20 protein-coding genes are annotated in these 25,356 nt (G+C 73.7%); 4 read left to right on the top strand and 16 right to left on the bottom strand.

Annotated features, from left to right (window positions below; genetic code table 11):
• Positions 1-25: 25 nt before the first annotated feature.
• Together AAG589_RS02185 and AAG589_RS02180 are read right to left on the bottom strand one after the other, a co-directional pair.
• Positions 26-1,774, bottom strand: coding sequence for a bifunctional 3'-5' exonuclease/DNA polymerase (locus tag AAG589_RS02185; RefSeq protein ID WP_430565608.1), 1,749 nt, complete (start codon positions 1,772-1,774; stop codon positions 26-28).
• 43 nt (positions 1,775-1,817) lie between these two features.
• Positions 1,818-2,477, bottom strand: coding sequence for a phosphotransferase (locus AAG589_RS02180; RefSeq protein WP_430565607.1), 660 nt, complete (start codon positions 2,475-2,477; stop codon positions 1,818-1,820).
• Between the two features lie 128 nt (positions 2,478-2,605).
• On the opposite strand from AAG589_RS02180, the gene AAG589_RS02175 reads away from it, so the two are divergent.
• Positions 2,606-4,006 (top strand): dihydrolipoyl dehydrogenase family protein, encoded by a 1,401-nt coding sequence (locus AAG589_RS02175; protein WP_430565606.1) that lies wholly within the window; start codon positions 2,606-2,608, stop codon positions 4,004-4,006.
• A 134-nt stretch (positions 4,007-4,140) separates the two neighbouring features.
• On the top strand, positions 4,141-5,952 hold the full coding sequence (locus AAG589_RS02170) for a serine/threonine-protein kinase (RefSeq protein WP_430566207.1): 1,812 nt from the start codon (positions 4,141-4,143) through the stop codon (positions 5,950-5,952).
• 1 nt (position 5,953) lies between these two features.
• On the opposite strand, the gene AAG589_RS02165 is transcribed toward AAG589_RS02170, so the two are convergent.
• The 5 genes from AAG589_RS02165 to AAG589_RS02145 form a co-directional block, all read right to left on the bottom strand.
• Complete coding sequence (locus AAG589_RS02165; RefSeq protein WP_430565605.1) at positions 5,954-7,048, bottom strand: fatty acid desaturase family protein; 1,095 nt, start codon at positions 7,046-7,048, stop codon at positions 5,954-5,956.
• 92 nt (positions 7,049-7,140) lie between these two features.
• The gene (locus AAG589_RS02160) at positions 7,141-7,365 is read right to left on the bottom strand and encodes a hypothetical protein (protein WP_430565604.1); all 225 of its coding nucleotides are present in this window, start codon (positions 7,363-7,365) and stop codon (positions 7,141-7,143) included.
• A 27-nt stretch (positions 7,366-7,392) separates the two neighbouring features.
• A complete protein-coding gene (locus tag AAG589_RS02155) occupies positions 7,393-7,767 on the bottom strand; it encodes a hypothetical protein (protein WP_430565603.1) in 375 nt (124 codons plus the stop codon).
• Between the two features lie 103 nt (positions 7,768-7,870).
• The gene (locus AAG589_RS02150; RefSeq protein ID WP_430565602.1) at positions 7,871-8,962 is read right to left on the bottom strand and encodes a fatty acid desaturase family protein; all 1,092 of its coding nucleotides are present in this window, start codon (positions 8,960-8,962) and stop codon (positions 7,871-7,873) included.
• Positions 8,946-9,518: a hypothetical protein gene (locus AAG589_RS02145; RefSeq protein WP_430565601.1), complete on the bottom strand. Its 573-nt coding sequence runs from the start codon at positions 9,516-9,518 to the stop codon at positions 8,946-8,948. Before AAG589_RS02145 ends, AAG589_RS02150 begins: the two co-directional genes overlap by 17 nt.
• Positions 9,519-9,600: 82 nt before the next feature.
• On the opposite strand from AAG589_RS02145, the gene AAG589_RS02140 reads away from it, so the two are divergent.
• Positions 9,601-9,939 (top strand): DUF6221 family protein, encoded by a 339-nt coding sequence (locus tag AAG589_RS02140; RefSeq protein WP_430565600.1) that lies wholly within the window; start codon positions 9,601-9,603, stop codon positions 9,937-9,939.
• 55 nt (positions 9,940-9,994) lie between these two features.
• On the opposite strand, the gene AAG589_RS02135 is transcribed toward AAG589_RS02140, so the two are convergent.
• From AAG589_RS02135 to AAG589_RS02095, 9 genes are all read right to left on the bottom strand, one after another.
• Complete coding sequence (locus tag AAG589_RS02135) at positions 9,995-12,370, bottom strand: GH32 C-terminal domain-containing protein (RefSeq protein ID WP_430565599.1); 2,376 nt, start codon at positions 12,368-12,370, stop codon at positions 9,995-9,997.
• A 115-nt stretch (positions 12,371-12,485) separates the two neighbouring features.
• On the bottom strand, positions 12,486-13,877 hold the full coding sequence (locus AAG589_RS02130; protein ID WP_430565598.1) for a glycoside hydrolase family 32 protein: 1,392 nt from the start codon (positions 13,875-13,877) through the stop codon (positions 12,486-12,488).
• The gene (locus tag AAG589_RS02125) at positions 13,874-15,490 is read right to left on the bottom strand and encodes an ABC transporter substrate-binding protein (RefSeq protein ID WP_430565597.1); all 1,617 of its coding nucleotides are present in this window, start codon (positions 15,488-15,490) and stop codon (positions 13,874-13,876) included. The genes AAG589_RS02130 and AAG589_RS02125 overlap by 4 nt, the downstream gene beginning before the upstream one ends.
• 71 nt (positions 15,491-15,561) lie before the next feature.
• Entirely contained in the window at positions 15,562-16,527 is a 966-nt protein-coding gene (locus tag AAG589_RS02120) for a carbohydrate ABC transporter permease (RefSeq protein WP_430565596.1), read from the bottom strand.
• Positions 16,528-16,534: 7 nt separating this feature from the next.
• Complete coding sequence (locus AAG589_RS02115) at positions 16,535-17,482, bottom strand: ABC transporter permease (RefSeq protein ID WP_430565595.1); 948 nt, start codon at positions 17,480-17,482, stop codon at positions 16,535-16,537.
• Positions 17,479-18,528 carry a LacI family DNA-binding transcriptional regulator gene (locus tag AAG589_RS02110; RefSeq protein WP_430565594.1) on the bottom strand — a complete coding sequence of 350 codons (1,050 nt, stop codon included), beginning with the start codon at positions 18,526-18,528 and terminating at the stop codon, positions 17,479-17,481. The genes AAG589_RS02115 and AAG589_RS02110 overlap by 4 nt, the downstream gene beginning before the upstream one ends.
• Before the next feature lie 233 nt (positions 18,529-18,761).
• Positions 18,762-19,496: an alpha/beta fold hydrolase gene (locus AAG589_RS02105; protein ID WP_430565593.1), complete on the bottom strand. Its 735-nt coding sequence runs from the start codon at positions 19,494-19,496 to the stop codon at positions 18,762-18,764.
• A gap of 33 nt (positions 19,497-19,529) precedes the next feature.
• Entirely contained in the window at positions 19,530-20,480 is a 951-nt protein-coding gene (locus tag AAG589_RS02100) for an alpha/beta hydrolase (protein WP_430565592.1), read from the bottom strand.
• Between the two features lie 132 nt (positions 20,481-20,612).
• On the bottom strand, positions 20,613-22,376 hold the full coding sequence (locus AAG589_RS02095) for an FAD-dependent oxidoreductase (RefSeq protein WP_430565591.1): 1,764 nt from the start codon (positions 22,374-22,376) through the stop codon (positions 20,613-20,615).
• A 97-nt stretch (positions 22,377-22,473) separates the two neighbouring features.
• On the opposite strand from AAG589_RS02095, the gene AAG589_RS02090 reads away from it, so the two are divergent.
• Positions 22,474-25,266, top strand: coding sequence for a helix-turn-helix transcriptional regulator (locus AAG589_RS02090; RefSeq protein ID WP_430565590.1), 2,793 nt, complete (start codon positions 22,474-22,476; stop codon positions 25,264-25,266).
• Positions 25,267-25,356: the final 90 nt, after the last annotated feature.

The raw sequence follows: 25,356 nt of genomic DNA, 5'->3' as shown, positions 1-25,356 counted from the left end.
GCCACACCCGCCGGCCACGGGGCAGCTACTTGGCGTCGGCGTACGAGTCGACCGTCGCGACGGTGAGCGGGAAGTCCACCGGGAAGTCGCCGAACAGCAGGCGGCCCGCCTCGTCGGCGGCCGCACGCACCTCGACGGCGACCGCGTCGGCGAGCTCGCGCGGGGCGTGCACCACCACCTCGTCGTGCAGGAAGAACGCGAGGTGCGGGCGGTCGGCGAACGGGGCGGGGGCCAGGCCCGGCCGCGCCCCGTCGGCGACGCCGAGCGCCCACAGTCGCCGGCGGATCGACGCCAGCCAGCACAGCGCCCACTCCGCGGCCGTGCCCTGCACCACGAAGTTGCGGGTGAACCGCCCCCACGACCGCGTGGCCGACCGGGCCCGGGCGGCCGCGTCGGCGCCGGCGTCGTCGGCGAACGCGCCCGCCTGGGCCTCGTCCCACGCGGCGCCCGGGACCGGGGACGACCGGCCGAGCCATGTCGTCACGACGCCCCCGCGCTCGCCCGTGCGCGCGGCCTCCTCCACCAGCGCGATGGCGCGCGGGTACTCCCGGCCCAGCCGCGGCAGCACCTGCGCGCTCGCCCCGGTGGTGCCGCCGTACATCGCGCCGAGCATGCCCACCTTCGCCAGCTCGCGCGTCGGCACCACCCCGGAGGCCACGATGCCGGCGTACAGGTCGCCGGCGCGGCCCGCGGTCGCCATCGCCTCGTCGCCGGCCATGGCCGCCAGGACGCGCGGCTCGAGCTGGGCGACGTCGGCGACCACGAGGCACCAGCCCGGGTCGGCCACCACGGCGCGTCGCACGCCCTTCGGCAGCTGCAGGGCGCCGCCGCCGGTGGACGCCCAGCGCCCCGTGACCACCCCGCCCACCACGTACTCGGTGCGGAACCGCCCGTCGGTCACCCACTCGTCGAGCCAGTGCCAGCCGTTGGCGGTGAGCAGCCGGTAGAGGTTCTTGTACTCCAGCAGCGGGGCGACGACCGGGTGGTCGATCGTCGACAGCTCCCACTTGCGCAGGCTGCGCGCCCCCACGCCGGCGTACTGCATCGCCTTGAGCAGGTCCGGGTGCGAGTCGGGGTTGAGCGACGGCGGGGCGTCCAGGGCTGCGCGGATCTGCCGCACGAGCTCCTCGAGCCGCACAGGTCGTCGCCCCTCGGGCGGCCGGGGGCCCAGCGCCTCGGTGAGGATCGCGTCGTGCACGTCGGCGCGCCACGGCAGGCCCGCGTGATGCATCTCGGCGGCGACGAGCGCGCCCGCCGACTCCCCCGCCGCGAGCAGCCGCAGCCGGCCCGGGGCCGCCGAGCCGCGCACCGCGTCCTCTTGCCGCCGCAGCTCCGCCACCGGGTCGGCCGCCCCGGCCGCGTGCTCGTCGCGGGCCGACGGCGCGGGTGCCGCGAGGTCGAAGAGCGCGTCGCCCTGCGGTGCGCGGCGAGCGCCCGCCAGCGGCTCCGCGCCCGCCGGCGTCGGGGTCATCGCGTCCCAGGCGCCGGGCGGCGACGTCGCGAGCTCCGAGCCCGCGGTGGCCGCGGAGTGCCGCAGGATGCGATGCACGAGGCGCAGGTCGTGCGACCGCTCGACCCGGACGCCCGCCCGCAGCAGGCCGAGGTACCAGCGGTTCGTGTCGTCCCACGTCCAGCGCGGCACGGCCGCGCCCCCGCGAGCCCCGCCCTCCGCGTCGGCCACGAGCGGGGGCAGCGCCCCGACGGGCACGGCGCGCTGCGCACCGTCGTGCACGCGGACCGTGCCGTCAGCTTCTCGGGTCAGGACGACGTGCACGCCGCCATCCTGCCCCGGGCCACCGACGACGACGCGGCGGCCGTCACGCCGGACAGGCGGCGAGCGCCGCGGCCTCGTCGAGGCGTCCGACCTCGGCGGCGCTCATCGCGGGGTTGACCCGCCGCAGCTCGACGGCGGCGGTCAGGTGGTCGCGGTACTCCGGGTCGCACGCGGCCACGAACGCCGCCAGCAGCCCGCGTGCCAAGGGCGCGACCTCGTCGGCCGACGCCCCGCCCACGGTGGCCGACGCCGGCTCGAGCGCGCTGAGGGCGAAGGTCAGGGCCGTCATGGCGACGTCGAGCGGCGCCGGACCGGGGCGCGCGTCGGTCCAGTCGATGACGACCGGCCCCCGGGCGGACATGATCACGTTGAACGGGTGCAGGTCCAGGTGCAGCAGAGAGCCGCCCTGCCAGGGCACGGCGTGGAGCCTGTCGTGCAGCGACGCGAGCAGCGGGCCCGCCTCCGCGACGTCGCAGGTGCCGTCGAACAGCGCCGCTCCGAGCGTCGGGCCCGTCAACCGCTCGAGCACGAGGGCGGGTCCGTCGACGTCGAGGACCGCGGGGGCGGGATATCCGGCGGCGCGCACTGCCGCGAGCAGTACGGCGTCCTGCTCCGCGGGGCGACCGTCACGGTAGCGGCGCAGCACGCGGCGCTCGTCCAGGGCGAAGACGTCGGCGTCGCGGCCGGCGGCGATCAGGTCCACCGCGCCAGCCTGGCAGAGTGGCGTCCGTCGCCGCCGACGCGTCCGTTCGCCGCGCGACGGGCGCGCGGGTGTGGTGCGCTGGCCGGGGTCGGCGCACCCGGCCGGCCACCCCTGCAAGGAGGACCCGCATGACGACCGAGCAGCCCGTCGAGACCGTCGACGTCGTGGTGATCGGCACCGGCCCGGGCGGGGAGGACGCGACCGGCCGGCTGGCCCGTGCGGGGCTGGACGTCGTCGCCGTCGAGGCACGACTGGTGGGCGGCGAGTGCCCGTACTTCGGCTGCATCCCGACGAAGATGATGGTCCGCGCGTCGGACGCGCTCGCGGAGGCCCGCCGCGCCGGCACGCTGGCCGGCCGGGTCGACGTCACGCCCGACTGGGCGCCCGTGGCGCGGCGCGTCCGGGACGAGGCCACCACCGACTGGGACGACACCGCGGCCGTGGAGCGGCTGGAGAAGGCGGGCGCGCGCGTGGTCCGGGGACGCGGGCGGCTGGTGGGGCCGGGCGAGGTGGCCGTGGCCACGCCCGACGGCGAGCGTCGGTTCCGCGCCACGCGGGGCGTGCTGCTCAACCCGGGCACGGATCCGGCCGTGCCGCCGGTCGAGGGGCTGGCCGACACGCCCTACTGGACGAACCGGGACGCGGTGCGCGCCACGGAGGCGCCGACGTCGCTCACTGTGCTGGGCGGCGGGGCCATCGGCTGCGAGCTCGCCCAGGTCTTCGCCCGGTTCGGCACCGCCGTCGAGGTGGTCGAGGCCGGCCCCCGCCTGCTGGCCCCCGACGAGCCCGAGGCGAGCGCGCTCCTCGCGGACCGGTTCGCCGCCGAGGGCATCGGCGTGCGCACGTCGGCGAAGGTCGCGTCGGTGTCGCACGACGGCGCCGGGTTCACCCTGACCCTCGGCGACGGGACACGGCTGGTCTCCGAGCAGCTGCTGGTCGCCGCGGGACGGCGCACCGACCTGCGGGCGCTCGGGGTCGCGACGGTCGGCATCGATGACTCCGGGCGCACGATCCCGGTCGACGACCGGCTGCGCGCGGCAGACGGCGTCTGGGTCGTCGGGGACGTCACGGGCAAGGGGGCGTTCACGCACGTCTCGATGTACCAGGCGCGCATCGCGGCCGCCGACATCCTCGCGGGCGACGACGGCGGCGAGGAGCGGGCCGACTACCGCGCCGTCCCGCACGTGACGTTCACCGACCCGGAGATCGGGGGCGTCGGGCTCACCGAGGCCGCCGCGCGCGAGGCCGGGCTGACGGTCCGGACCGGGTCCACCGACCTCTCGGCGTCGTCGCGCGGTTTCGTGCACGGGCCCGGCAACGAGGGCCTGATCAAGCTGGTCGAGGACGCGGACGCCGGCGTGCTCGTCGGCGCGACGGCGGCCGGGCCTGCGGGCGGGGAGATCCTCGCCGTCCTCACGCTCGCCGTGCAGGCGCGGGTGCCCGTGGCCGACCTGCGGCGCCTCATCTACGCCTACCCCACGTTCCACCGCGCCATCGAGAGCGCGCTGGCAGACCTCCGCGAGGCGTGACCGGGCACACTGCAGCACGCGTGACCACCACTTATCCTGTGATGGCCCATGACTGAAATGACCGAGTTCGCCGCCCCGACGCCGCCGCGCGCAGGCGTCCGCCTCGACCCCCCACGTTCGCCGCGGTGCCCGGCATGACGCCGAAGGACCCGGCCGAGGAGCCGGGAGCCGGCCACGTCGTGCTCGGCGGGAAGTACGTGCTGGGCGACGTCCTCGGCACCGGCGGCACGTACACGGTCTACGAGGCCTCTCGCCTGCCCGGCTCGGAGTCCCCGGCCGACACGGCGACCACGGCGGGCGACGTCGCCGACGCGGAGGGTGCGGACGGCGCCGGGTCCCCCGCGCCCGCCGACGAGCCGGAGCTCCTGGTCAAGGTGCTCCACCCGCACCTCGTCGACGACGAGGTGGCGCGCGCCAGCCTCGCCCGCGAGATCGCGGCGTCGGCCCTGGTGGACCACCCCGGGGTGGCGAAGGTCCTCGACACCGGCGAGGACGAGGTCGCTGGGGCGAACGTCCCCTGGCTCCTCATGCGACACCTGCCCGGCACCCCCCTGTCGGAGCTGGCGGGCGGCACGGGCCTGGCCTGGCCGGAGGCGCTCGCCGTCGTCGGCGGGCTGCTCGACGGGCTCGCGGCCGTGCACGATGCGGGCCTGGTGCACCGCGACGTCGGCCCGCGCAACGTCGTGGTCGACCGGCACGACGACGGCAGCATGACGGTGGGGCTGCTCGACCTCGGCCTCACCGCGCCCGGCGGGGGCGACGGCGACGGCGAGCGCGTCGCGGGTTCGGCGTCGTACATGTCTCCGGAGCAGGCGCAGGGCCACCCGCTCGACGCGCGCAGCGACCTGTACTCGGTCGGGGCGCTCGCCTACTTCGCCCTCACGGGCCACCCCCCGTACGAGCGGGCCCGCCCCGGCGACGTCCTGCTGGCCCACGTGGGCGCGCCCGTCCCCGCGCCGTCGGCGCGCCAGGCCGCCGTCCCCTCCGCCGTCGACCGGTTCGTGGTCCGGGCCATGGCGAAGAACCCCGCCCGCCGGTTCGCGACGGCCGGCGCGATGGGCGAGACGGTGGCCACGCTGCTCGGCGGCGCGCCGCCGACGGCGGCGGCCACGACCCCGGGGGCCGACGGCCCCCAGAACGCCGACGGCGACCAGACCCTGACGATGGGCCAGATCGCCGCCCAGGACCCGCACCGCACGGCGGCCATCGGCGCCGCCGGTCTCGCAGCCGCCGCGGCGGCGGGCGCCGAGGCCGAGCTGCAGCGCACGAGGATGCTCGGCGCCGTCGACGCGACCGAGCCGTTGACGCCGCTGCCGGACGCCGGCGCTCCGACGGAGCCCCTCGCCGACGCCGGGGAGGAGCCCACCCAGGTGCTGGGCGGGCCGCCGCCCGAGCCGCCCACGGACACCCCCGTCGCCGGGGTGCCCGCCGCCGCGGAGCCCGAGCCGTCCCGGTCGCGCCGGGTCCTCCTGATCGTGCTGGCCGCGCTCCTCGTGGTCGCCGTCGGCGCGGGCGCGTTCTGGTTCTTCCGCGACACGGACGACGGGGCCCCGGTCGCCCCGGTCACCCACAGCCCGTCGCCGTCGACCACCCCGTCGCCGACGCCGAGCGCGACGGACCCCACGACGCAGGCCCCGGCCGAGCCGACGTCGCGGCCGGAGCGGACGTCGACGCCCACCCCGACCAGCACGCCGACGCCCAGCGAGACTCCGTCGCCGACCTCCACGCCCACGCCGTCCTCCACGCCGACGCCCACGCCCAGCGACGAGCCGACGTCGACGCCCACCCCCACGGACGAGCCGACGTCGACGCCCACCCCGACGGACGAGACGACGGAGCCGGAGCCGGACCCGACCGACGAGGAGACGACTCCCCCGGCGGAGCCCGAGCCCTCCGGCGGACCCGTCGACAACGCGGGCGGCAACGGCTCGACGCCTACGCCCTGACTCAGTAGCCCCGCAGGCTCTGCCGCAGGGGGCAGTCGAACGGGTCGCGGGCGGCGAGGCCGACGCGGTTCAGGTAGCCGACGACGATGGCGTACGACCGCACGAGCCCGGTCTCGGTGTACGGCAGGCCGTGGGCGGCGCAGTGCTCGCGCACCAGGAGGCGTGCGCGCGCCAGGTGCGGGCGGGGCATGCTCGGGAACAGGTGGTGCTCGACCTGGTGGTTGAGGCCGCCCAGGAGCGCGCTCGTCCAGGCGCCGCCGCGGATGTTGCGCGAGGTGAGCACCTGCTTGGACAGGAAGTCGAGGCGGCTGCCCTCCGGGACCATGGGCATGCCCTTGTGGTTGGGCGCGAACGACGCCCCCATGTACACGCCGAAGACGGCGAGCTGGACGCCCAGGAAGGCGAACGCCATGCCGAGCGGGAGCCACCAGAACACCACGGCCGTGCCGAGCGCCAGCCGCAGGCCGATGGTCACGAGCTCCCGGGCGCGGTCGCCGCGGTCGGCGTCGTTGCCGTGCAGCAGCGAGCGCACCGACGTGAGGTGCAGGTTGAGGCCCTCCAGCGTGAGGAGCGGGAAGAACAGCCAGCCCTGGTACCGCGTGACGAGCGCCAGGAGGCCGCGGTGCTCGCGGGCGCCCTCCTCGGTGAAGACGATCGTGTCGTTCGCGACGTCCGGGTCCTTGCCCACGTGGTTCGGGTTCGCGTGGTGGCGCGTGTGCTTCGACATCCACCACGAGTAGCTGATGCCGACGACGGCGTTCGCGAGGACCCGGCCGACCCGGTCGTTGACCGGCCCGGTCGCGAAGACCTGGCGGTGCGCCGCCTCGTGCGCGAGGAACGCGAACTGCGTGAGGATCAGCCCGAGGGCGCCGGCGACGAGCAGCTGGAGCCAGGAGTCGCCGAGCAGCACGAACCCCGTGGCCGCGCCCGCGAGCGCCAGGACGAGCAGCGCGCCCGTCCGCAGGTAGTACCCGTACGCGCGCTGCAGGAGGCCCGCCTCGCGCACGGTGCGGGACAGCGCGCTGTAGGAGCTGGTGTGCGGGGCGTCGGAGAGCCGGGCGGCTGCCGGCGAGCGGTCGGCGGTGGCTGTGGTCATCTGGTCTCGCAGAGCTCGAGGTCGACTTCCCAGCCGTGGGGGTGAGCGGTCACTCGGTCGTGCGGATGCCTCGAGCCTACGTGGCCCGAGGCTCAGGACAAGGGGGCTGTCCCCCGGGCGTCGGCCCCGGCGCGCCGGTTCCAGGCGGTGACCGCGGCGTCGAGCCGCGCCCGGGCCGTCAGGTAGAGCGCGAGGTCGATCGGCAGGCCTCCGTCGACGACGGCGACCACGTCCTCCACGGCCCACTGCGCGGCGGCGAGCTCACCGAGCAGGTCGTGGAGCCGGTCCGGTCGGGAGGCCAGGGCGTCGCGGGTCATGGTGCACCTCCAGCGCGGGGCGGCCGGTCACTCGGTCCGGTGCGAGCGCCGTTGGCGTCGGCCGGAGCGGGCCGCGCCGACGATCAGCACGACGACCCCGACCCCGACGCCGGCGATGAGCAGGGCGACCGCGAGCGGGACGGTGCCCTCCAGCCCCAGGAACGAGACCAGGACCGCCTGGGTGTTCTGGAGCATGAAGACGACCAGGGCGGCGAGGAGGAGCACGGCGACCCCGACGGCGGTCCAGACCGCACCGGAACGACCGCGCCGGGGGCTCCCGGGGACGGTCCCGGCGCTCGCGCGGGCGCCGCGGGACGCCCGGCGGGTGCCGGTCACCCTGCGGGTGGGGTTGCCGTTGGTCGCGGAGGCCAACGGCGGGGTCGGGGTCGGGGCGGTGGCCATGACGGCCTCCTCGCTTCTCCGGACCCGCGCACCTCAGGTGGGGGACGTTCGTCCCGGATACCTCGACTCTACGCGCCGCTCCCCCGGCTCGGGCCGGCGCGCCTCACCGTCCGAGCTGCGCGGCCAGCGGGCAGCCGAAGGGGTCGCGCGCGCGGTGCTCGACGTCGTTGAGGTAGCCCACGACGATCCGGTACGAGACGAAGAACCCGACCTCCGTGTAGGTGACGCCGAGCGTCGCGCAGTACTCGCGCACGAGCGGCTGCACGCGCCGGAGGTTCGGCCGAGGCATGCTCGGGAACAGGTGGTGCTCGATCTGCCGGTTGAGCCCGCCCATGAAGAAGTCGACGACGACGTTGCCGCGGATGTTGCGGGACATGAGCACCTGTCGCCGCAGGAAGTCGACCTCGGCGTCCGCCGGGACGATCGGCATGCCCTTGTGGTTGGGCGCGAACGCCCCGCCCAGGAGGACGCCGAACAGGCCGAGCTGGACGGCGAGGAACGCGCCCGCCATCGCGGGTGGCAGGAGGATCGCCAGGACGGCGACGTTCAGGGCCAGGCGGGTCAGCAGGACCGGCACCTCCACGCCGCGGTGCACGACCGGGCCACGACCCAGCACGGTGCGCACGCTCGCCACGTGCAGGTTGAGGCCCTCGAGGGTCAGCAGCGGGAAGAAGAACCAGCCCTGCCGGCGCGCGAACCACCGGCGCCATCCGCGGCGGCTCGCGAGGATCCCCGGCGTGAACGCGATGACCCCGGGCGAGACGTCCGGGTCGTGCCCCTCGCGGTTGGGCGCCTCGTGGTGGGCGTTGTGCTTCGTGGTCCACCACACGTGGCTCAGCCCGACGAACACGTTCGCCAGGACCCGTCCGGTCCAGTCGTTCCAGGCCCGCGAGCGGAAGATCTGCCGGTGGGAGCTGTCGTGCCCGAGGAACGCCAGCTGGGCCAGGACGACGGCCAGCGCCGCGGCGAGCACGAGCTGCCACCAGGAGTCGCCCAGCAGCACGACCCCGGCCCACACCAGGGCGAACGCGGCCACCGTCGCGATCAGGCGCGTCCAGTAGTAGGCGTAACGACGGCGCGTGAGGCCGGACTCCCGGACGACCTTGGCCAGGACCGCGTAGTCCCTCGTGACGCGCCTGGCGGGGCTGCGGTCGGTCGTCCTCGAGGGCGTCGGCCGGTCACTCGAAACGGACACGGTCTGCCTCCGCCTTCACCCGGGCAGCACGGCGGGCCTCCGCCTCGCTCCACCGCGCACGCTCGTCGTCGCGCCGTTCACGCGCCGCGGCAACCTGCTGCTCGACGCCCCGCAGCAGTGCCGCGACCTGCGAGGCGAGTCCGCTCTCGAGCGCCGCCAGATTCGTCCCCGAGATCTCCAGGCGACGGTCCGCGACCTTGAGCCCCACCCCCGGGTATCCCCGCTCCGCCAGCGTGGACCGGGCGTCCGGCCCCTCGATCAGGGCGCGCTCCTCCGGGGCGACCTGGCGCGAGAAGACCGCTGCGACCGTGTAGCGCTCCGGCCCGTCGTCCGTGCCGAGCTCGTGCGGCAGGGCGGAGTCCAGGATCCCGCGCAGGAAGAGCCCGGCCGGCACCGGGGTGTCGCGGTCGGGAGGGACGTCGGCGTCCTCGGGCTCGTAGCCGCCGTCGTCGTCCCAGCGCGCCTCGGAGGTGTCCTCGTCGGGAGCGGAGGACCGAACCTCCGTCGGCGAGCCGTCTCGATCGCCCTCGTGCGGGCCGAGCCGTCGACCACCCACTCCTTCACGGTACGCCCGCAGTCGGCGCCGTGGGCCTCCGGCCGCCGGGATCGGCGGCGCGCTGCGGCCGTATGCTGCCCCTGTGACCCTGACCGAGTTCCTGACCGCCCGGCTGAACGAGGACGAGGCCAGAGCGACGGCCGCGGAGCTCCGGAGCGACCGCGGGCCGGACGGCGGGACGCCGCGGGGCGAGCCCGATCGGCCGTTCACGCGGGCGCGGCTGCTGGCGGAGGTCGAGGCGAAGCGGCAGCTCGTCCATCTCGCCTACGAGGCGACGGGCCTCGACATGGACAAGGACCTCGACCGAGAGGTCGACGCACGACAGGTCAGCGGCATCGAGTTCGTCGGCGAGCGCATGCTCCGTGCCCTCGCGCTCCCCTACGCCGACCACCCCGACTTCGACGAGGCGTGGCGGCCGTAGCTGCACCGGCCCGGCCCGACGTCCCGTCGAGGGACGCCGAGCCGGACCCCGGCGGCTACGCCCCGCCGGCCCGCAGCGTCCAGACGTCGACCGACGTGAACAGCGTCTCCCCGCCGCCGGACGTCAGCAGGATGCCCGTGCTCAGGGCGGCGCCGTCCGCGTCCGTGCGTGTGGGGTAGATCCGGTTGGAGAACGCGGCGGCGTCGTTGACGAAGACGTCGACGACCGAGTGGTCGACGAAGACGTGGAACGTCTCGGGCTTGCCGAAGGCGGCCTCGTCGTACGGGGCGCGCAGGAGCACGGCCTCCTCGTTGTCGAAGCCGGTGCTCGAGCTGCTCTTGTCGATGACCAGGTCGCCGTCGTCGTAGTAGATCCGGGTGATCTCCTGGTCGTCGGGCGACGCGCAGACCGCGAGGCCGTACCGCGTCCCGGTGCTGGCCGGGTCGACCTGGGCGAGGATCTCGACCTGGTTGCCCTGCGCGGCCAGCCGGTGGTCGCCGCTGACGGCGACGTCGGCGACGCTCTGCTTCGTGCCGCGCAGCGACTGCAGGGCCGGCAGGGCGCGCTGCCCCAGCGTCCTGCCGTCGGCCAGCAGGCGCCACTCGCGCGGCAGGCTGTAGGTGTGCGCCCAGCCCAGGTCGAGCTGCATCTGCGAGCTGGACCGCTCGTCGACGATACCGATCCCCACGAGGCTGCCGCCCTGGCCGCGAGCGACGGCGGGCGACAGGTGCCCGTGGATCACGTCCAGCGGCTTCGGCGTGGCCTCGAACGGCGTGAACTGCGCCCCGTCCCAGGTCCCCGTCCAGTAGACGCCGCGCGTGTACGGCTCGGTCAGCTTGGACACCTCGCCGCCGATGGGGTTGGCCAGGAGGATGTACACGTCGGTGCCGTCGTGGGTGCCGAGCTTCTCGAAGACCGGCATCTCCCAGATGACGGAGCCGATGTCCATCTGCCCGAACCCCACGGTGGAGAACGGCTTCTCCGACCGGGTCCACTGCCCGCCGACGCTGGAGGCCGTGTAGTGCGCGAGGCCACCCCCGGTGTCCACGGCGGCGCCGACGACCATGTGCCAGGTGTCGCCGTCGGCGAACAGGTACGGGTCGCGCGTGTCGTTCACGCCGGTCTTGTCGAACAGCCCGGCGGAGTCCTTCGTCCAGGTGGCCAGGTCCGGGTCGCTGCTCGTGGCGCGCGTGACGCCCGGGTCGAAGGGCCCGCCGTAGTTCACGGTCGTGAAGAACGCGTACGCGGTGCCGTCGACCGAGACGACGTCGCCGGACCAGATGCCCTTGGACCCCTGGCCGGACAGGCCCGCCCCGGCGACGGCGCCCAGCTGCGCCTCCCGGTCGTTGAGCTCCGGCAGGAGGGCGTCGTGCTGGTTCTTCCAGGTCACCAGGTCCGCGCTGGACATGTGGCCCCAGTGCATCTGCGACTTGAACGGGCCGTTCGGGGTGCGCTGGTAGAACAGGTGGAACTTTCCGCCGTGCTCGACGAGGCCGTGCGGCTCGTTGGTCCAGTTGGCCGGCGGCATGGCGTGGACGCGCGGCCGCAGGACGTCGTCGGCGAACCGCAGCGCCGTGACCTGCAGGGCCTCGTCCGCGCTGCCCGCGCCCTCGATCCCCGCCGTGTACTCCGCGGCGAGCGCGGCCTTGTCGCGGGCGACCGTGTAGATCTTCGTGTCGTCGTACGCCGCGTCCAGGGCGTTGACGAGGAATATGTCCATCGTCTCGTCCTTCGCGGCCTTGCCGATCACCAGCGGCGCACCCGTGGCCTGGTCGAAGGTCGAGCCGGCAGGGATCTCCAGGCGCGCCTCCCTGGTCCCGGCGCTGCTGTCCAGCTGGATCCGCAGCTCGCCGGCGTCGCCGTCGACCACGGCGGCGACGTGCACCCACTCGTACAGCGGGAACAGCCAGGGCGCCTTGACGGTGCGCTCCTTGCCGTCGATCGTGGCGGTGAACCACCACTCGCCGTAGGTGTTGATGCCGAGGTCGAAGCCTGCGGAGTCGGACTTCTGGTGGATGATCGACGAGGACGACAGCTCCTCGTACGGCAGCTCCGTCCCCGAGGGGTAGCTCTCCAGGGCGACCCAGGTCTGCACCGTCAGCTGCGAGGTGATCGGCGCCGCGAAGTCACCGGTCGCCCAGGTCGAGAAGCCGTCGGTGCGGAAGGCGTTCCCCCGCACGCCCGGCACGCGCTCGGCCGGGTTCTTCGCCACGTGGGCGCTGAACGTGCGCTGCCCCGCCTTGTCGAGGAACTCGGTGGCCCCGTTCGCCTCGTCGTACGCCAGGTGGAGCACCGGGTCGGCCGCCTCGGCCGCGCCGGCAGCGAGCCTCGGGACCCCCACCGCGGCCACTGCTGCCGCGACCGTCGCGCCCCGCAGGAACGTCCTGCGTCCGAGCCTGGGGCCGTGATCCGTCCGTCGCTGTTCCGTCATCGCAACAAGCTCCTTCTCTCGTCTCGGTCTGACTTCTCGTCTCTTCTTTCAGCCCCGCCGGGTGCGGCGGGGCGCGCCCGGGCGGCCGACCGTGCCGGAGGCCGCCCGGGCCCGGTCATGCCGTGGCGGCCTCCCGCACCGTGAGCCGGGTGAGCGGGGCGCTCGGGAAGACGAGCTGCGTGAGCGTGGTGAGGCCGCCGCAGGCGTAGACCTCGAGCACGCAGCCGTCGACGACGACGGTCAGGTCGACCGCCGCGCCGACGTCGTGCAGCGGGGCGGTGTCGACGGAGGGGAACGCCGGGTGGAACCCGGTGTCCCCGCTGTCGCGGCGGTCGCTGGTCAGCGTCCGCGCCGCCCCGTCCACGGTGAGGACCACGGCGTCGGGCCCGTCGCCGTGCAGCACGATCTCGTGCCGCCCCCCGTCCGCCGGGACGGCGACCTCGTGGACCACCAGCCCGTCGCGCGGCCCCGCGGGCAGCACGGGCCGCTGGACGACCCGGTCCCGCCCGTCGGGCGTGCGGACGAGCTCGAGCTCGCGGGCCAGGGACATCGCCGAGCGCCACGGCGCGGTCGGGGTCTCGTTCGCGTAGTCCCAGTTGCTGGCCCACCCGATGGTGACGCGCCGCCCGTCCGGGGCGCCGTTGAACGACACGGGCGCGTAGTAGTCGCGCCCGTGGTCGAGCCAGTCGGCGCCCTGCGGCCCGTCGCCGGGCCGGTCGGGGGTGAACGTGGTGCCGTCGAAGTCCCCGACGAAGTACTGGGCGCCGGAGCCACCCGCCACACCGCCGGGGTTGAGGCTGACGATCATGACCCAGCGCACCCGGTCGGTCCCGCGCACGGGCAGCGGGAACAGGTCGGGGCACTCCCACACGCCGCCCGTGGCGTGCGCCGGCCCGAACGTCGACAGGTGCTCCCAGCGCTTGAGGTCGTCGGAGCGGTACAGCACGACCTGGCGGTCGGTGGCCTCGACCGCGAGCATCACCCAGTGGCCGCCGCCCTCGCTCTCGTACCAGAACACCTTGGGGTCCCGGAAGTCGGCGCTGCCCCGGTCGACGACCGGGTTGCCCTCGTACCGGGTCCAGGTGCGACCGTCGTCGAGGCTGTAGGCGAGGGACTGTGCCTGCCGGCCGGCGAGCGTCGGGTGGCCGGGGCGGTACGCGCTGGTGTAGACGGCCACCAGCGCCGTCTGGCCGGGCCCGGCGAACCCCGCGGTGTTGCGCTCGTCGACGACGGCGCTGCCGGAGAAGACCTCCTCCTGCGCGGTGTGCCGGATCGCCACCGGCTGCTCGGTCCACGTCACGAGGTCGGGCGACGTCGCGTGGCCCCAGGACAGGTTGCCGTGCGTGTCTCCGTCCGGGTTGTTCTGGAAGAACAGGTGCCAGGTGCCGCCGTGGAACACGAGGCCGTTGGGGTCGTTCAGCCAGGTGTCGCGGGCGGTGAAGTGCGCGACCGGGCGCAGGTTCGCGGTGGCGCGTGCCCGCGCCCGGTCGACGGTGGTGTCTGTCACTGATCGGTCTCCATGAAGCGGTCGTAGGCCTGCTGGTAGGTCGCGGTGACCTCGTCCACCCCGAGGCTCTGGAGCTGGGAGACGTATCCGTCCCACTCGCCGTCGATCGTCCCGTCGACGATCCAGCTGGCGAACTTCTCCTTGACGAGGGTCTTGATGTCGGTCTCCGGGTAGGAGACCTGGTCCAGCTCGTCGTTCGAGAGCAGGACCGGCGGGTACTTCTCGTTCGCCGCGAACGGCTCGTAGAACTCCTTGACGAGCTTCTGCCGCTCGGCCGCCCGGGGCTCCGGGGCGACGACGGTCTCGAAGTCCTCGGCCGTGGTGATGCGCGGCCCCATCGGCGCGACCTGCTGGCGGCGCTCCCCCTCCGAGGTCCCTGCCGGGGCGGGGATCTGCTCCAGGAGGCCGGACTTCGGGTTCTTCTCGAGGGTGACGCCGATCGGTCCCCACGACGTCTCGGCCGACATGACCGGGTCGTAGAGCCGGTCGGCCCAGCGCATCGTGGCCGCCGGGTACTTGTTGGCCCGGGTGATCGCCATCGCGCCGCGGCTGATCTCCTGGTTGTTGGTGACGCTCGCGCGCTGCTGGCCGTCGGTGCCCTCGAGGACGCCGACGAGCTCGTAGTCGTCCAGCTGGTCGGTGCCCACCATCTCCTCCAGCTCCCACCAGAAGAACGAGCCCAGCACGGGCGTCTTCGCCTTGCCCTTGGCGAGGTAGGCGACGTCGTCCTGCGAGAACGACTCGGGGTCGATGAGGCCGTCCGCGTACCACTCGCCGAGGGCCTTCACCCCGTCGCGGTAGGCGTCGGTGTTCGCCGTGAACTCGACCTTCCCGTCGCGCACGATCCGGTGGTCGTTGTTCTCCGGCTGCCCGCCGAGCGCGGTGATGAGGTCCCACGGGTTCGCCGCGAAGGAGTCGGGGCGGAAGCTCAGCGGGATCTCGTCGGCCTTGCCGTTGCCGTTCGGGTCCTTCGTGGCGAAGGCCTCGAGCGCCTGGCGGTACTCCTCGATCGTGCGCGGCATCTCCAGGCCGAGCTCGTCCAGCCACTTCGTGTTGATGAACAGGAAGTTGGGGTACGGCAGGATGCCCAGCTCCTCGACCGAGGGCAGCGTGTAGATGTGCCCGTCCGAGGCGGTGATCGCCGCCCGGACGTCCGGCCGCTCGTCGAGGATCTTCTTGAGCGTGGGCGCGTACTCGTCGATGAGGCCTTCCAGCGGCAGCAGGGTGCCGTTGCTGCCGTTGTCCACGACCTCCGCGTCGGTCAGGCCGGAGTTGAACAGCACGTCCGGCAGGTCGCCGGAGGCCAGCATGAGGTTCTTCTTCTCCTGGTAGACCTGGTCGGGCAGGTTCTCCCAGTCGATCGCGATGTTGGTGTCCTTCTCCCACCGCTGGACGAGCTCCATCTCGGAGTAGTCCGGCGCCAGCGCGGACTTCGACCCGCCGAAGGTGAGCGTGAGCGTCTTGTCGACGATCGGCAGGCCTTCGGCATGGAGCCCGAAGTCGGCGGAGGCGTCGTCGATCTCGGCGGCCTGCTGAGACCCGCCGCTGCACGCGGTCAGGGCCAGCAGGGCGACGGTGGTGACGGCAGGGATGACAAAACGGCTGTGTCTCATCGGTTCGCTCCTCGCGATTGCCATGGTGAAGAGATCGGGGAATGTGTCGACGGGCGTCGGCGCGGCGTCGATCAGCTCTTGACGGCGCCGAGCAGGGCGCCCTTGGTGAAGTGCTTCTGCATGAACGGCAGCGCGATGAGCAGCGGGATCGTGGAGATGACGATCATTCCGTACTTCATCAGCTCTCCCATGCGTTGTGCCGCGGCATAGGAGTCGACGGCGCCCGCACCTCCGGAGGCGGACACCTCGGACTGGATCAGGATGTTGCGCAGCACGAGCTGCAGGGGGTACTTGTTCTCGTCGTCGAGGAAGATCAGGGCGTCGAAGAACGCGTTCCAGTTCGCCACCAGGTGGATCATCACCATCAGCGCGATCAACGGCTTCGACAGCGGCAGGACGATCCGCCAGAAGAACCGGAAGTCGTTCGCGCCGTCGAGCTGGGCCGCGTCCCGCAGCTCGTCCGGCACGTTGCTCTCGAAGAACGTGCGGGCGATGATCAGGTTCCACACGCCCACCGCGCCCGGCAGGACGACGGCCCACATGGTGTTGAGCATCCCGAGCTCCTGCACCACGAGGTAGCGGGCGATGAGGCCCCCGTCGATGAACATCGTGATGACGAACAGCAGCATGAAGAACGTGCGGCCGAACAGGTCACGACGCGACAGCGCGTAGGCACCGCAGAGGATCGTGGCGACGCTGACGGCCGTGCCCACGACCGTGTACAGGACGGAGTTGGCGAACCCCCGCAGGATCCCCGGGTCGGACAGGATCCGGGCGTATCCCTCGAAGGTGAGGCCTCGGGGCCACAGCCACACGTCGCCGTTGAGGATCGCGGACGGCTCGCTGACCGACGCGACCACGACGAAGTAGAGCGGGTAGAGGATCACGAGGATCGCGCACAGCAGGGTCGCGGTCACGACGATCGTGAACGCCCTGTCGGCGCCGGACTCGCGGTGGCGGCGGCGCGCCCGCGGGGGCCGCGGCGCGGCGTCCGGGGTCGAGGCCGGCGCCTCGACGGGAGGATGGATGGTCGTCATGGCGTCATCACCACAGGCTCGTCTTGTTGGCCCGGCGTGCGACCCAGTTGAAGGTCAGCAGCAGGGCGAGGTTGATGAGGGAGTTGAAGAGCCCGATCGCGGCCGAATAGCTGAACTGGGCGCCCTGCAGACCGGTCTTGTACACGTAGGTCTGGATGACCTCGGACGTCGGGAGATTGAGGTCGGTCTGCATCAGCAGGACCTTCTCGAATCCGAGGTTGAAGAGGTTCCCGATGGCCAGGATGAACAGGATCGTGATCACGGGAAGGATGCCGGGGATGTCGATGTGCCACATCCGCTGCCACTTGTTCGCCCCGTCGACGCGGGCGGCCTCGTGCAGGGCGGGGTCGATCGCCGTCAGCGCGGCCAGGTAGACGATCATGGAGAACCCGGCGTTCTGCCAGATGTCCGACCCGATGTAGAGGGGCCGGAACCATTCGGGCGACCCCATGAAGAAGACCGGGTCTCCCCCGAACGCCGTGATCGCGCTGTTCACGATCCCCGACCGTGGCGAGAAGAGCAGGTAGATCATGCCCACGACCACGACGACGGAGATGAACGACGGCGCGTAGAGAACGGTCTGCGTGAACTTCTTGAACCGGTCGCCGGAGAGCTGGTTGACGATCAGCGCCAGGACGATCGGCACGGGGAAGGCGATGAGCAGCCCGAGCGCGTTCACCGTGAGGGTGTTGACCATGAGCCGCTCGAACTGGAACGACTCGACGAAGCGGGTGAAGTGCTCGAGCCCCACCCACGGGCTGCCGGTGAAGCCGTCCACGGGGTTGTAGTCGCGGAAGGCGATCTGGGCGCCGAACATCGGCCAGTACTTGAAGACCAGGACGTAGACGACGGCCGGCGTAAGTAGTACGTATAACTGCCAGGACCTGATCACCCGCCGCCACCACGGCGTGCGGCGCGCGACGATCGTCGCCCGGGCCTCTGCGTGAGCTGTCATTCGTGCACCTTCGCACTCGCCACCGATCCCCGTGGGACCAGTGAGCACTCGATGGGATGGTCGGACACCTCGTCGGGACGCGTCCCGAGCAGGGTGTCCAGGGCGCTGCGAGCCATCTGCTCGAACGGCAGCGCCACGGTCGTCAGTCCGGGGTCCAGGTACGGCGCGAGCGTCTCCTGGTCGTCGAAGCCGACGATCGAGCAGTCGTCGGGGATGCGCAGGCCGAGCGCCTCGAGGGCGCGGTAGGCACCCCAGGCGGTCCGGTCGTTGCCGCAGAAGATCGCCGTCGGGGCGGCGGGCCCGGCCATGAGGTCGCGGGTCAGCGCCAGGCCGTCCTCGACCACACCGCCGCCGTAGCGCACGAGCCGCTCGTCGAACTCCACGCCCGCCTCCTCCAGCGCCCGGCGGTACCCCGCCATCCGGCCGATCCCGGCGGGCAGGTCGCTGTCGGGCGGCTGGATGTTGATCATCGCGACGCGCGTATGTCCGGCGTCGAGCAGGTGGCGCGTCGCGGTGTACCCGCCCCGCTCCTCGTCCGGGAAGAAGCTCGGGACCTTGCCGTCCGCCTCCCGGGCGTTGAGCACGACGGCCGGGATGTCCTGCAGGGCGGCGGGAAGCCGCAGCACCCGATGGTACATGGACCCGTACACGACGCCGCGCACCCGGTAGGACCGCATCATGTCGATCGCGGCCTCCTCGAGCGCGTCGTCGCCGAAGGAGTCGACGCTCAGGATCACGTGCCCGGTCTCCCAGGCCAGCTCCTGCGCCCCCTTCAGGAGACGACCCGCGAACGGCGCGCTGGCGACCTCGTCCGAGACGAACCCGATCAGGCCGGACTCGCCGCTGCGCAGCGACTTGGCGAACGCGTTGGTGCGGTAGTCCAGCTCCCGCACGGCGTCGAGGATCCGCTCGCGGGTGGCGTCCGAGACGCGCCCGCGGCCGGCGTCGTTCAGCACGAGGGAGACGGACGCCTGCGAGACGCCGGCCAGGCTGGCCACGTCCCACATGGTCGGCTGCTTGGACGCGCCGTTCGCACCTCGCGCCATGCCGTCACCTCCTCGTGGTCCGCGCCAACCCTGGCGTCATTCGTATAACTCGTGCTGCACGCAGACATTAGAAGAACGCGACCAACGGTGTCAATGCCTGGCTCGGGACGATCCGCGCCGAACCGGCGCACCCCCGCCCGCCACGGCGTCGCCGACGTCGATCCCGGACGACTCCCGCCCCCAGCGAACGGGGCGGGAGCCGTCGGACGTCGGCCGGTGTTTCCGCCGACGCGTCACGCGACCTCTTCGGCGACGTCGGCGCCGAGGGCCTCCAGGATGGTGCTCGTGACCTCGAGGGGACGGGAGACGGCGATCGCGTGGGACGCGCCCTCGACCTCGTTCACCGTCCGGGCCCGCGCGCGCTGAGCCTCGGCGTGCAGCTCCGCAGCCGGGATGTTGCGGTCCTGGCCCCCGAAGACGAACCACGAGGGCAGCGTCTGCCACGCCGGAGTGTCGGTGGGAAGCCCGTCCCGGAGCGCGGACTCCGTGACCGGCCGCTGCGTACGCGCGAGCCGTGTCGCGTCCGCGAGCGGCACGTCGGCCGCGAACTGCGCGGGGAAGGCGTCGAGCCGGATGGCGAGCTCGTTGCCGCCGGTGCTCACCGGGTAGGCCGTCAGCGCCTCGCCGAGCGTGCTGCCCGGGGACCGCGCCGAGAGCTCGAACGCACTCTCGCCGTGGTCCGGGGCGAACGCCGCGACGTAGACGAGGCCGACGACGTCGGGGTTCCCCGCGGCGGCCTCGGTGATCACGATCCCGCCGTACGAGTGGCCGACCAGCAGGACGGGCCGGCCGATCGCGGCGACGACGTCACGGACGTAGGCGGCGTCGCCGGCTACGCCGCGCAGGGGGTTCGCCGCCGCGACGGCCTCGATGTCGAGCTCGTGCAGCCGGTCGATGACGCCGTTCCAGCTCGCGGACTCGGCGAAGGCGCCGTGCACGAGCACGACGGTGGGGTACTGGGTGTCCATCTCGGTCTCCTGTGGTGGGTGCGGGTAGGTGTCTCAGCGGGCGTGGAGCGCCGCGCGCAGGACCGCGACGGCCTGCGCGACCGCGCCGGACGACGCGGCCGACGGCCGCAGCGGGTTGAGCATCATGAAGTCGTGGATCGTCGCGTTGTAGCGCACGGTCGTCGTCCGGACCCCCGCCGCGAGGAGCTTGCGTGCGTAGGCCTCGCCCTCGTCGCGCAGCACGTCGTTCTCGTCGACGACGACGAACGCCTCGGGCAGGCCGGCGAGGTCCTCGAGCGTGGCCCGCAGCGGCGACGCGGTGATCTCCTGGCGCCGGGACTCGTCCGGCAGGTACGCGTCCCAGAACCAGGCCATCGACTTGGCCCGCAGGAAGGGGCCCTCGGCGAACTCCACGTAGCTCGCCGTGTCCTGCGCGGCGTCGGTCACGGGGTAGTAGAGCGACTGGTGGCGGAAGGTCACGTCACCGCGCTGCTTGGCGAGGATCGCGACGGCGGCCGCCATGTTGCCGCCCACGGAGTCGCCGGCGACGGCGATCCGGGCGGGGTCGAGGCCCGCGTCCGCACCATGCCGGGTGATCCACTGCGCCGTCGCGTACGCCTGCTCGATCGCGACCGGGTACCGGGCCTCGGGCGACCGGTCGTACTCGACGAACACCACGGCGACGTCGGCGCCCGTGGCGAGGTCGCGGACCAGGCGGTCGTGCGTGCCGGCGTCGCCCAGCACCCAGCCTCCGCCGTGGACGTAGAGGACGGCGGGCAGCGGGGCGGTGCTGCCGACGGGCCGGACGACCCGCACCCGGACGTCCCCGGCGGGGGCGGGCACGACGACCCACTCCTCCTCGACGTCCGCCAGGTCGGTGGGCTGCGCCTGGACGTCGGCGAGGACCTGGCGGGCGTCCTCGGGTGTCATCTCGTAGAAGTAGGGCGGCTGTGCGGTCGCGTCGGCCATGGCCTGCGCCTCGGGCTCGAGAACGTGGTCGTTCATGGGGGTGTCCTTCCTGCGTCGGCTGGAGGCCGTCGGGGCGCGCGCTGCGACGCCAGGAGGCCGTGTCCGTCGACGGCGGGCGCCGTCACCCTGAACGACCGGACGTCGTGCGGGCGCGTGACACCGCACGCGCTATTCGACGAGCTTTCCGTCGGCGGAGACGTCGTGCATGCGCTCGGCGATGTCGGTCGGGATCGGAGGCAGCGCCTCGCGACGCACCCCGGTCCCCGGCGACCACACCAGGTTGACCTGCAGCTCCGGGTCCAGGTCCGGGTGGTCGGACCGGTTGTGGCACCCGCGCGTCTCCCGCCGTTCCAACGCGCACTCCAAGGTCGCCCGCGCCGCGAGCGCCGCGGACCGCAGGTCGAAGGCGTGCGCGAGGTCCTGGTACCCGCCGATGTCGATATGGATGCCCGCCCGCGTCATCCGGTCCTCGACCTCGTCGAGTCCGGCGAGACCGGCGCGCAGGCCCGCCTCGTCGCGCACCACCCCGGCGTGCTCGGTCATCAGGTCGCGAACGCTGCGTTGCATCGCGCGGACGTTCTGGTCGCCGTCGGAGTCGAGCAGCCCGTCGACCGCCTGCTCGGCGTCCCGCACGGCGCCCAGCGACCGGCGCTGCGTCGCCAGCCCAGCCGAGTACGCGGCGGCGGCGCGGCCCGTGATCCTGCCGTACACCAGGAGCTCGATGAGCGAGTTGCCGCCGAGCCGGTTCGCGCCGTGCAGCCCGCTGGACGCCTCGCCGATGGCGAAGAGGCCGAGCACGTCGGTGCTGTGGTCCTCGGGGCGCACCCACACGCCGCCCATCGAGTAGTGCGCGGTCGGTGCCACCTCGATCGGGTCGCGGGTCACGTCGAGCACCTGCAGGTCCATGAGCGTCTGGTACACGCGCGGCAGCCGGGTGAGGATCGTCTCGCGCGGGAGGTGCGAGAGGTCGAGCCACACGCCCCCGGCCCGGGTCCCGCGGCCCTCCTTGATCTCCGTGGAGGACGCGAGGGCGACACGGTCGCGGGTGGACAGCTCCATCCGCTCCGGGTCGTACCGTGCCATGAAGCGCTCTCCCAGGGTGTTGAGGAGGACGCCGCCCTCGCCCCGCGCGGCCTCGCTGACGAGGGTCCCGGCGGCGTTCTCCGGCTCGATCAGCCCCGACGGGTGGAACTGCACCAGCTCGGCGTCCCGCAGCCGGGCCCCGGCCTCCGTGGCGAGGCGGAACGAGTCCCCCGTGTTCTCGTCGCGCCGGGACGACGTACGCCGCCAGATCCGGGTGTGGCCGCCGGTCGCGAGGATGACGGCATCGGCGTGCACGAGGTAGCGCGACCCGTCGACGAGGTCGAAGCCGTACGCGCCGAACACCACCCCGTCGTTGACCAGCAGCCGGGTCACGTAGACCGTCGACAGGACGGGGACGGCCAGCGCCGCCGCGCGCTCGAGCAGCGCCCGCTGGACCTCCAGCCCGGTGAAGTCGCCGACGAAGGCGGTGCGCCGGTAGGTGTGGGCGCCGAAGTAGCGCTGCGCGATCCGGCCGTCAGGCTGACGGTCGAACCGCACGCCGTAGCGCTCCAGGTCGTCGATCCCCCGCGACGCCCCCTGCGTCACGACCTGCACGGTGCGGGGGTCGGCCAGCAGGTAGCTCTCCTGGAGCGTGTCGGCCGCGTGCTGCTCCCACGAGTCGGCGGGGTCGGTCGTGGCCAGGGCGGCGTTGATGCCGCCCGCCGCCAGCGAGGTGTGCGCGTCGGGCGCGGGGCGCTTGCCGACGGCGAGCACGGAGACGCCCGCCTCGGCGAGCTCGATCGCGGCGCGCAGGCCCGAGCCTCCGGTGCCGATCACGAGCACCGCTGTGGCGAGCTGATGTGTACGTGGGGACACGGTTCCTCCTGCGACAGACGATCTGCTGACCATGGATCGACCGTGTGGCGGCGCCGTGCGTGACACGGCCCGGTAGCCTGCCCCCGAGGGCGCCACCGACGGTGTGCTCCCCGCGAGGCCAGGAGCTGCGATGAGCGCGAGTCCCCTCCCCCGTCTGGTCGGGCGCGGCAGCGAGCGCGCGGCCCTCGACGCGGTGCTCGCGAGCCTCCGCGGTGGGACGTCGGCGGTGTGCGTCCTGCGGGGCGACGCCGGCGTCGGCAAGTCGGTGCTGCTCGACTACGTGGCCGCCCAGGCCTCAGGGGTCACCGTGACGCGGGCCGTCGGCGTCGAGGCGGACATCGAGCTGGCGTACGCCGGCCTGCAGCAGCTGTGCGCCCCGTTCCTCGGCGAGGCCGGGCGACTCCCGGACCCGCAGCGCGACGCCCTGGCGGTGGCCTTCGGGACGGCGACGGGAGAGCCACCCGCCAGGTTCCTCGTCGGCCTCGCGGTGCTCACGCTCCTGACCCGTGCGTCCGAGGCGAGGCCGGTGCTCGTCGTCGTGGACGACGCGCAGTGGCTGGACCAGTCGTCCCTCCTGACGCTCGAGTTCGTCGCCAGGCGGCTCCTCGCCGAACCCGTCGCGCTGGTGGCCGCGGTGCGCGACCCCGAGGGACAGGGAGCGCTGGCGGGGCTCGTCGAGCTGCGTGTCGAGGGCCTCGACCCGCAGTCGGCCGGCCGGCTGCTCGACTCCGCCGTCGACGGCCGCCTGGACGACCCGGTGCGGGCGCGGCTCGTCGCGGAGACGCACGGGAACCCGCTCGCCCTCCTGGAGCTCTACCGAGGTCGCCATGCGGCGGAGCTGGCCTACGGGCTCGATACCGACGTCCTCGGCTCGGTCCCCGACCGTGTCGAGGCGGACTTCAGCCGTCGTCTGGGAGCGCTCCCCTCGCCGACCCGGGCCCTCTTGCTCGTCGCCGCGGTGGAGCCCGTCGGCGACGCACGACTCCTGCTGAGGGCAGCCGAGCACCTCGGCATCGCTCCCGACGTCGCGCCCGCCAAGGCGGCCGGCCTCGTCGAGTTCGGCGAGGCGGTGCGGTTCCGCCATCCTCTGGCGCGGTCCGCGGTCTACCGCGCGGCCAGCCCCGCTGAACGCCGGGCGGCGCACGCGGCCCTGGCCGCGGCCACCGATGCCGTCCACGAGCCCGACCGCCGCGCGTGGCACGCCGCGCAGGCGTGCGACGGGCCGGACGAGGACGTCGCCGACGGCCTGGAGCGGGCCGCGGCCCGTGCCCGGCAGCGCGGCGGCATGGCCGCCGAGGCCGTGCTGCTCGAACGTGCCGCCGAGCTCACGCCGGACGCAGGGCGGCGCGGACGCCGCGCCCTCGCCGCGGCCGAGGCGCACTTCTCGGCGGCGGCGCTCGACCGTGCGACCGAGATGGCGACAGCCGCCGACCTCTGCCCGCTCGACCCGACGGACCGCGCCCGTGTGAACCGTCTCCGCGCCCGCGTCCTCTTCGCCCGCAGCCGCAGCGACGACGCCGCTCCCCTCTTGCTGGAGGCAGCCGCCGGCCTCGCCTCGGCAGGTTCGCCGCTCGCCAGGGAGACCTACCTCGAGGCGCTCAGCGCCGCCGTCTTCTCCGGCCGCGTCCACGGCACCGCGGGGGTCGCGGCGGCGGCGCGGGCCGCCCGCGGCCTCGACGCGCAGCTGCCGGGGTCGAGCCCCTCCGACGCCCTGCTCGACGCGATCGCCACCCTCCTCGCCGACGGCCCCGGGCCAGGTGTCGGCGCGATCCGGGCGGCTCTCGTCCCGTTCGCCGAGGAGGAGCTCGACGGCCCCGGGGCCACCACCCGCTGGCTCCTGCTGGCGCCGGTCGCGATGGAGGCGTTCTTCCACCACGCGTGGGACTTCTCCGCCTGGGACCGGATCTCGGCGCGGGCGGTGCGCCTCGCCCGGGACGTCGGCGCCCTGGGCGTGCTGCCGCCGGCGCTCGTCTACACGGCGGGCGTCGACGTCTTCCACGGCGACTTCGCCGGCGCGGCACGGAAGATCGACGAGGCCGACACGATCGCCGCCGCCACCGGGAACGCCCCGTTCGCCTACGCGTCCCTGGTCCTGACGGCGTGGCGCGGCGAGGAGGCGACCGCCGTCGCCTTCTTCGACGAGGCGCTCGCCCGAGCCACCGAGGGCGGCGAGGCGTCGCTGCTCGCCGTGACGGGCTACGTCCAGGGCGTGCTGTACAACGGGCTGGCACAGTACGACCGGGCCCTCGCCGCGTCACGCACCGTGATCGACCACGACGGGTTCAATTTCATCGGGCTGGCGCTGGTCGAGCACGTCGAGGCGGCCGTGCGCTGCGGCGAGCCCGAGCAGGCCGCAGCGGCGTTCGCCCGCCTGGACACGCTGATCGGCGTGGCGGACACCGGCTGGGCGCGCGGGCTCAGGGCGCGCTGCCTGGCCCTGCTCCGCGCGGGGGACGACGCCGACGCGCTGTACCGCGCGGCGCTCGACCACCTGAGCGGGGAAGGTGTCACCGCGGAGGTCGCCCGCACCCATCTGCTCTACGGGGAGTGGCTGCGCCGAGAGGGCCGGCGGGCCGCCGCGCGGCAGCACCTGCGCGCGGCACACGACCTGTTCGCGGCGATGCCCGCTGCCGCGTTCGCGGAACGGGCGCGCCGAGAGCTGCTCGCCTCCGGCGTCAGGGTCCGCGCGCGCGACGACACGGTGGCGTCACCACTCACCGCGCAGGAGGCACAGATCGCCGCACTCGCGGCGGACGGGATGACGAACCCGAGGATCGGCGCGGAGCTGTTCCTGAGCCCCCACACCGTCGAGTGGCACCTGCGCAAGGTCTACACGAAGCTCGGCATCGCCTCGCGACGGGAGCTCTCGCGCGCGCTGGCGAGCCCCGGCGCCGCGGCGGGGGGCACGCCCTCCCCCGCGTGAGCACGGCATCCCGCGCGCCCGGCACCACGCACGGCACCACGCAGCACCACGGACCGGACCACGGGACTGCATGGCGCGCCAGCCCCCGAC

It is taken from the genome of Isoptericola sp. F-RaC21 (genome assembly GCF_038593535.1).
GTDB lineage: Bacteria > Actinomycetota > Actinomycetes > Actinomycetales > Cellulomonadaceae > Isoptericola.
This window is presented reverse-complemented; position numbering and strand designations above follow the sequence as displayed.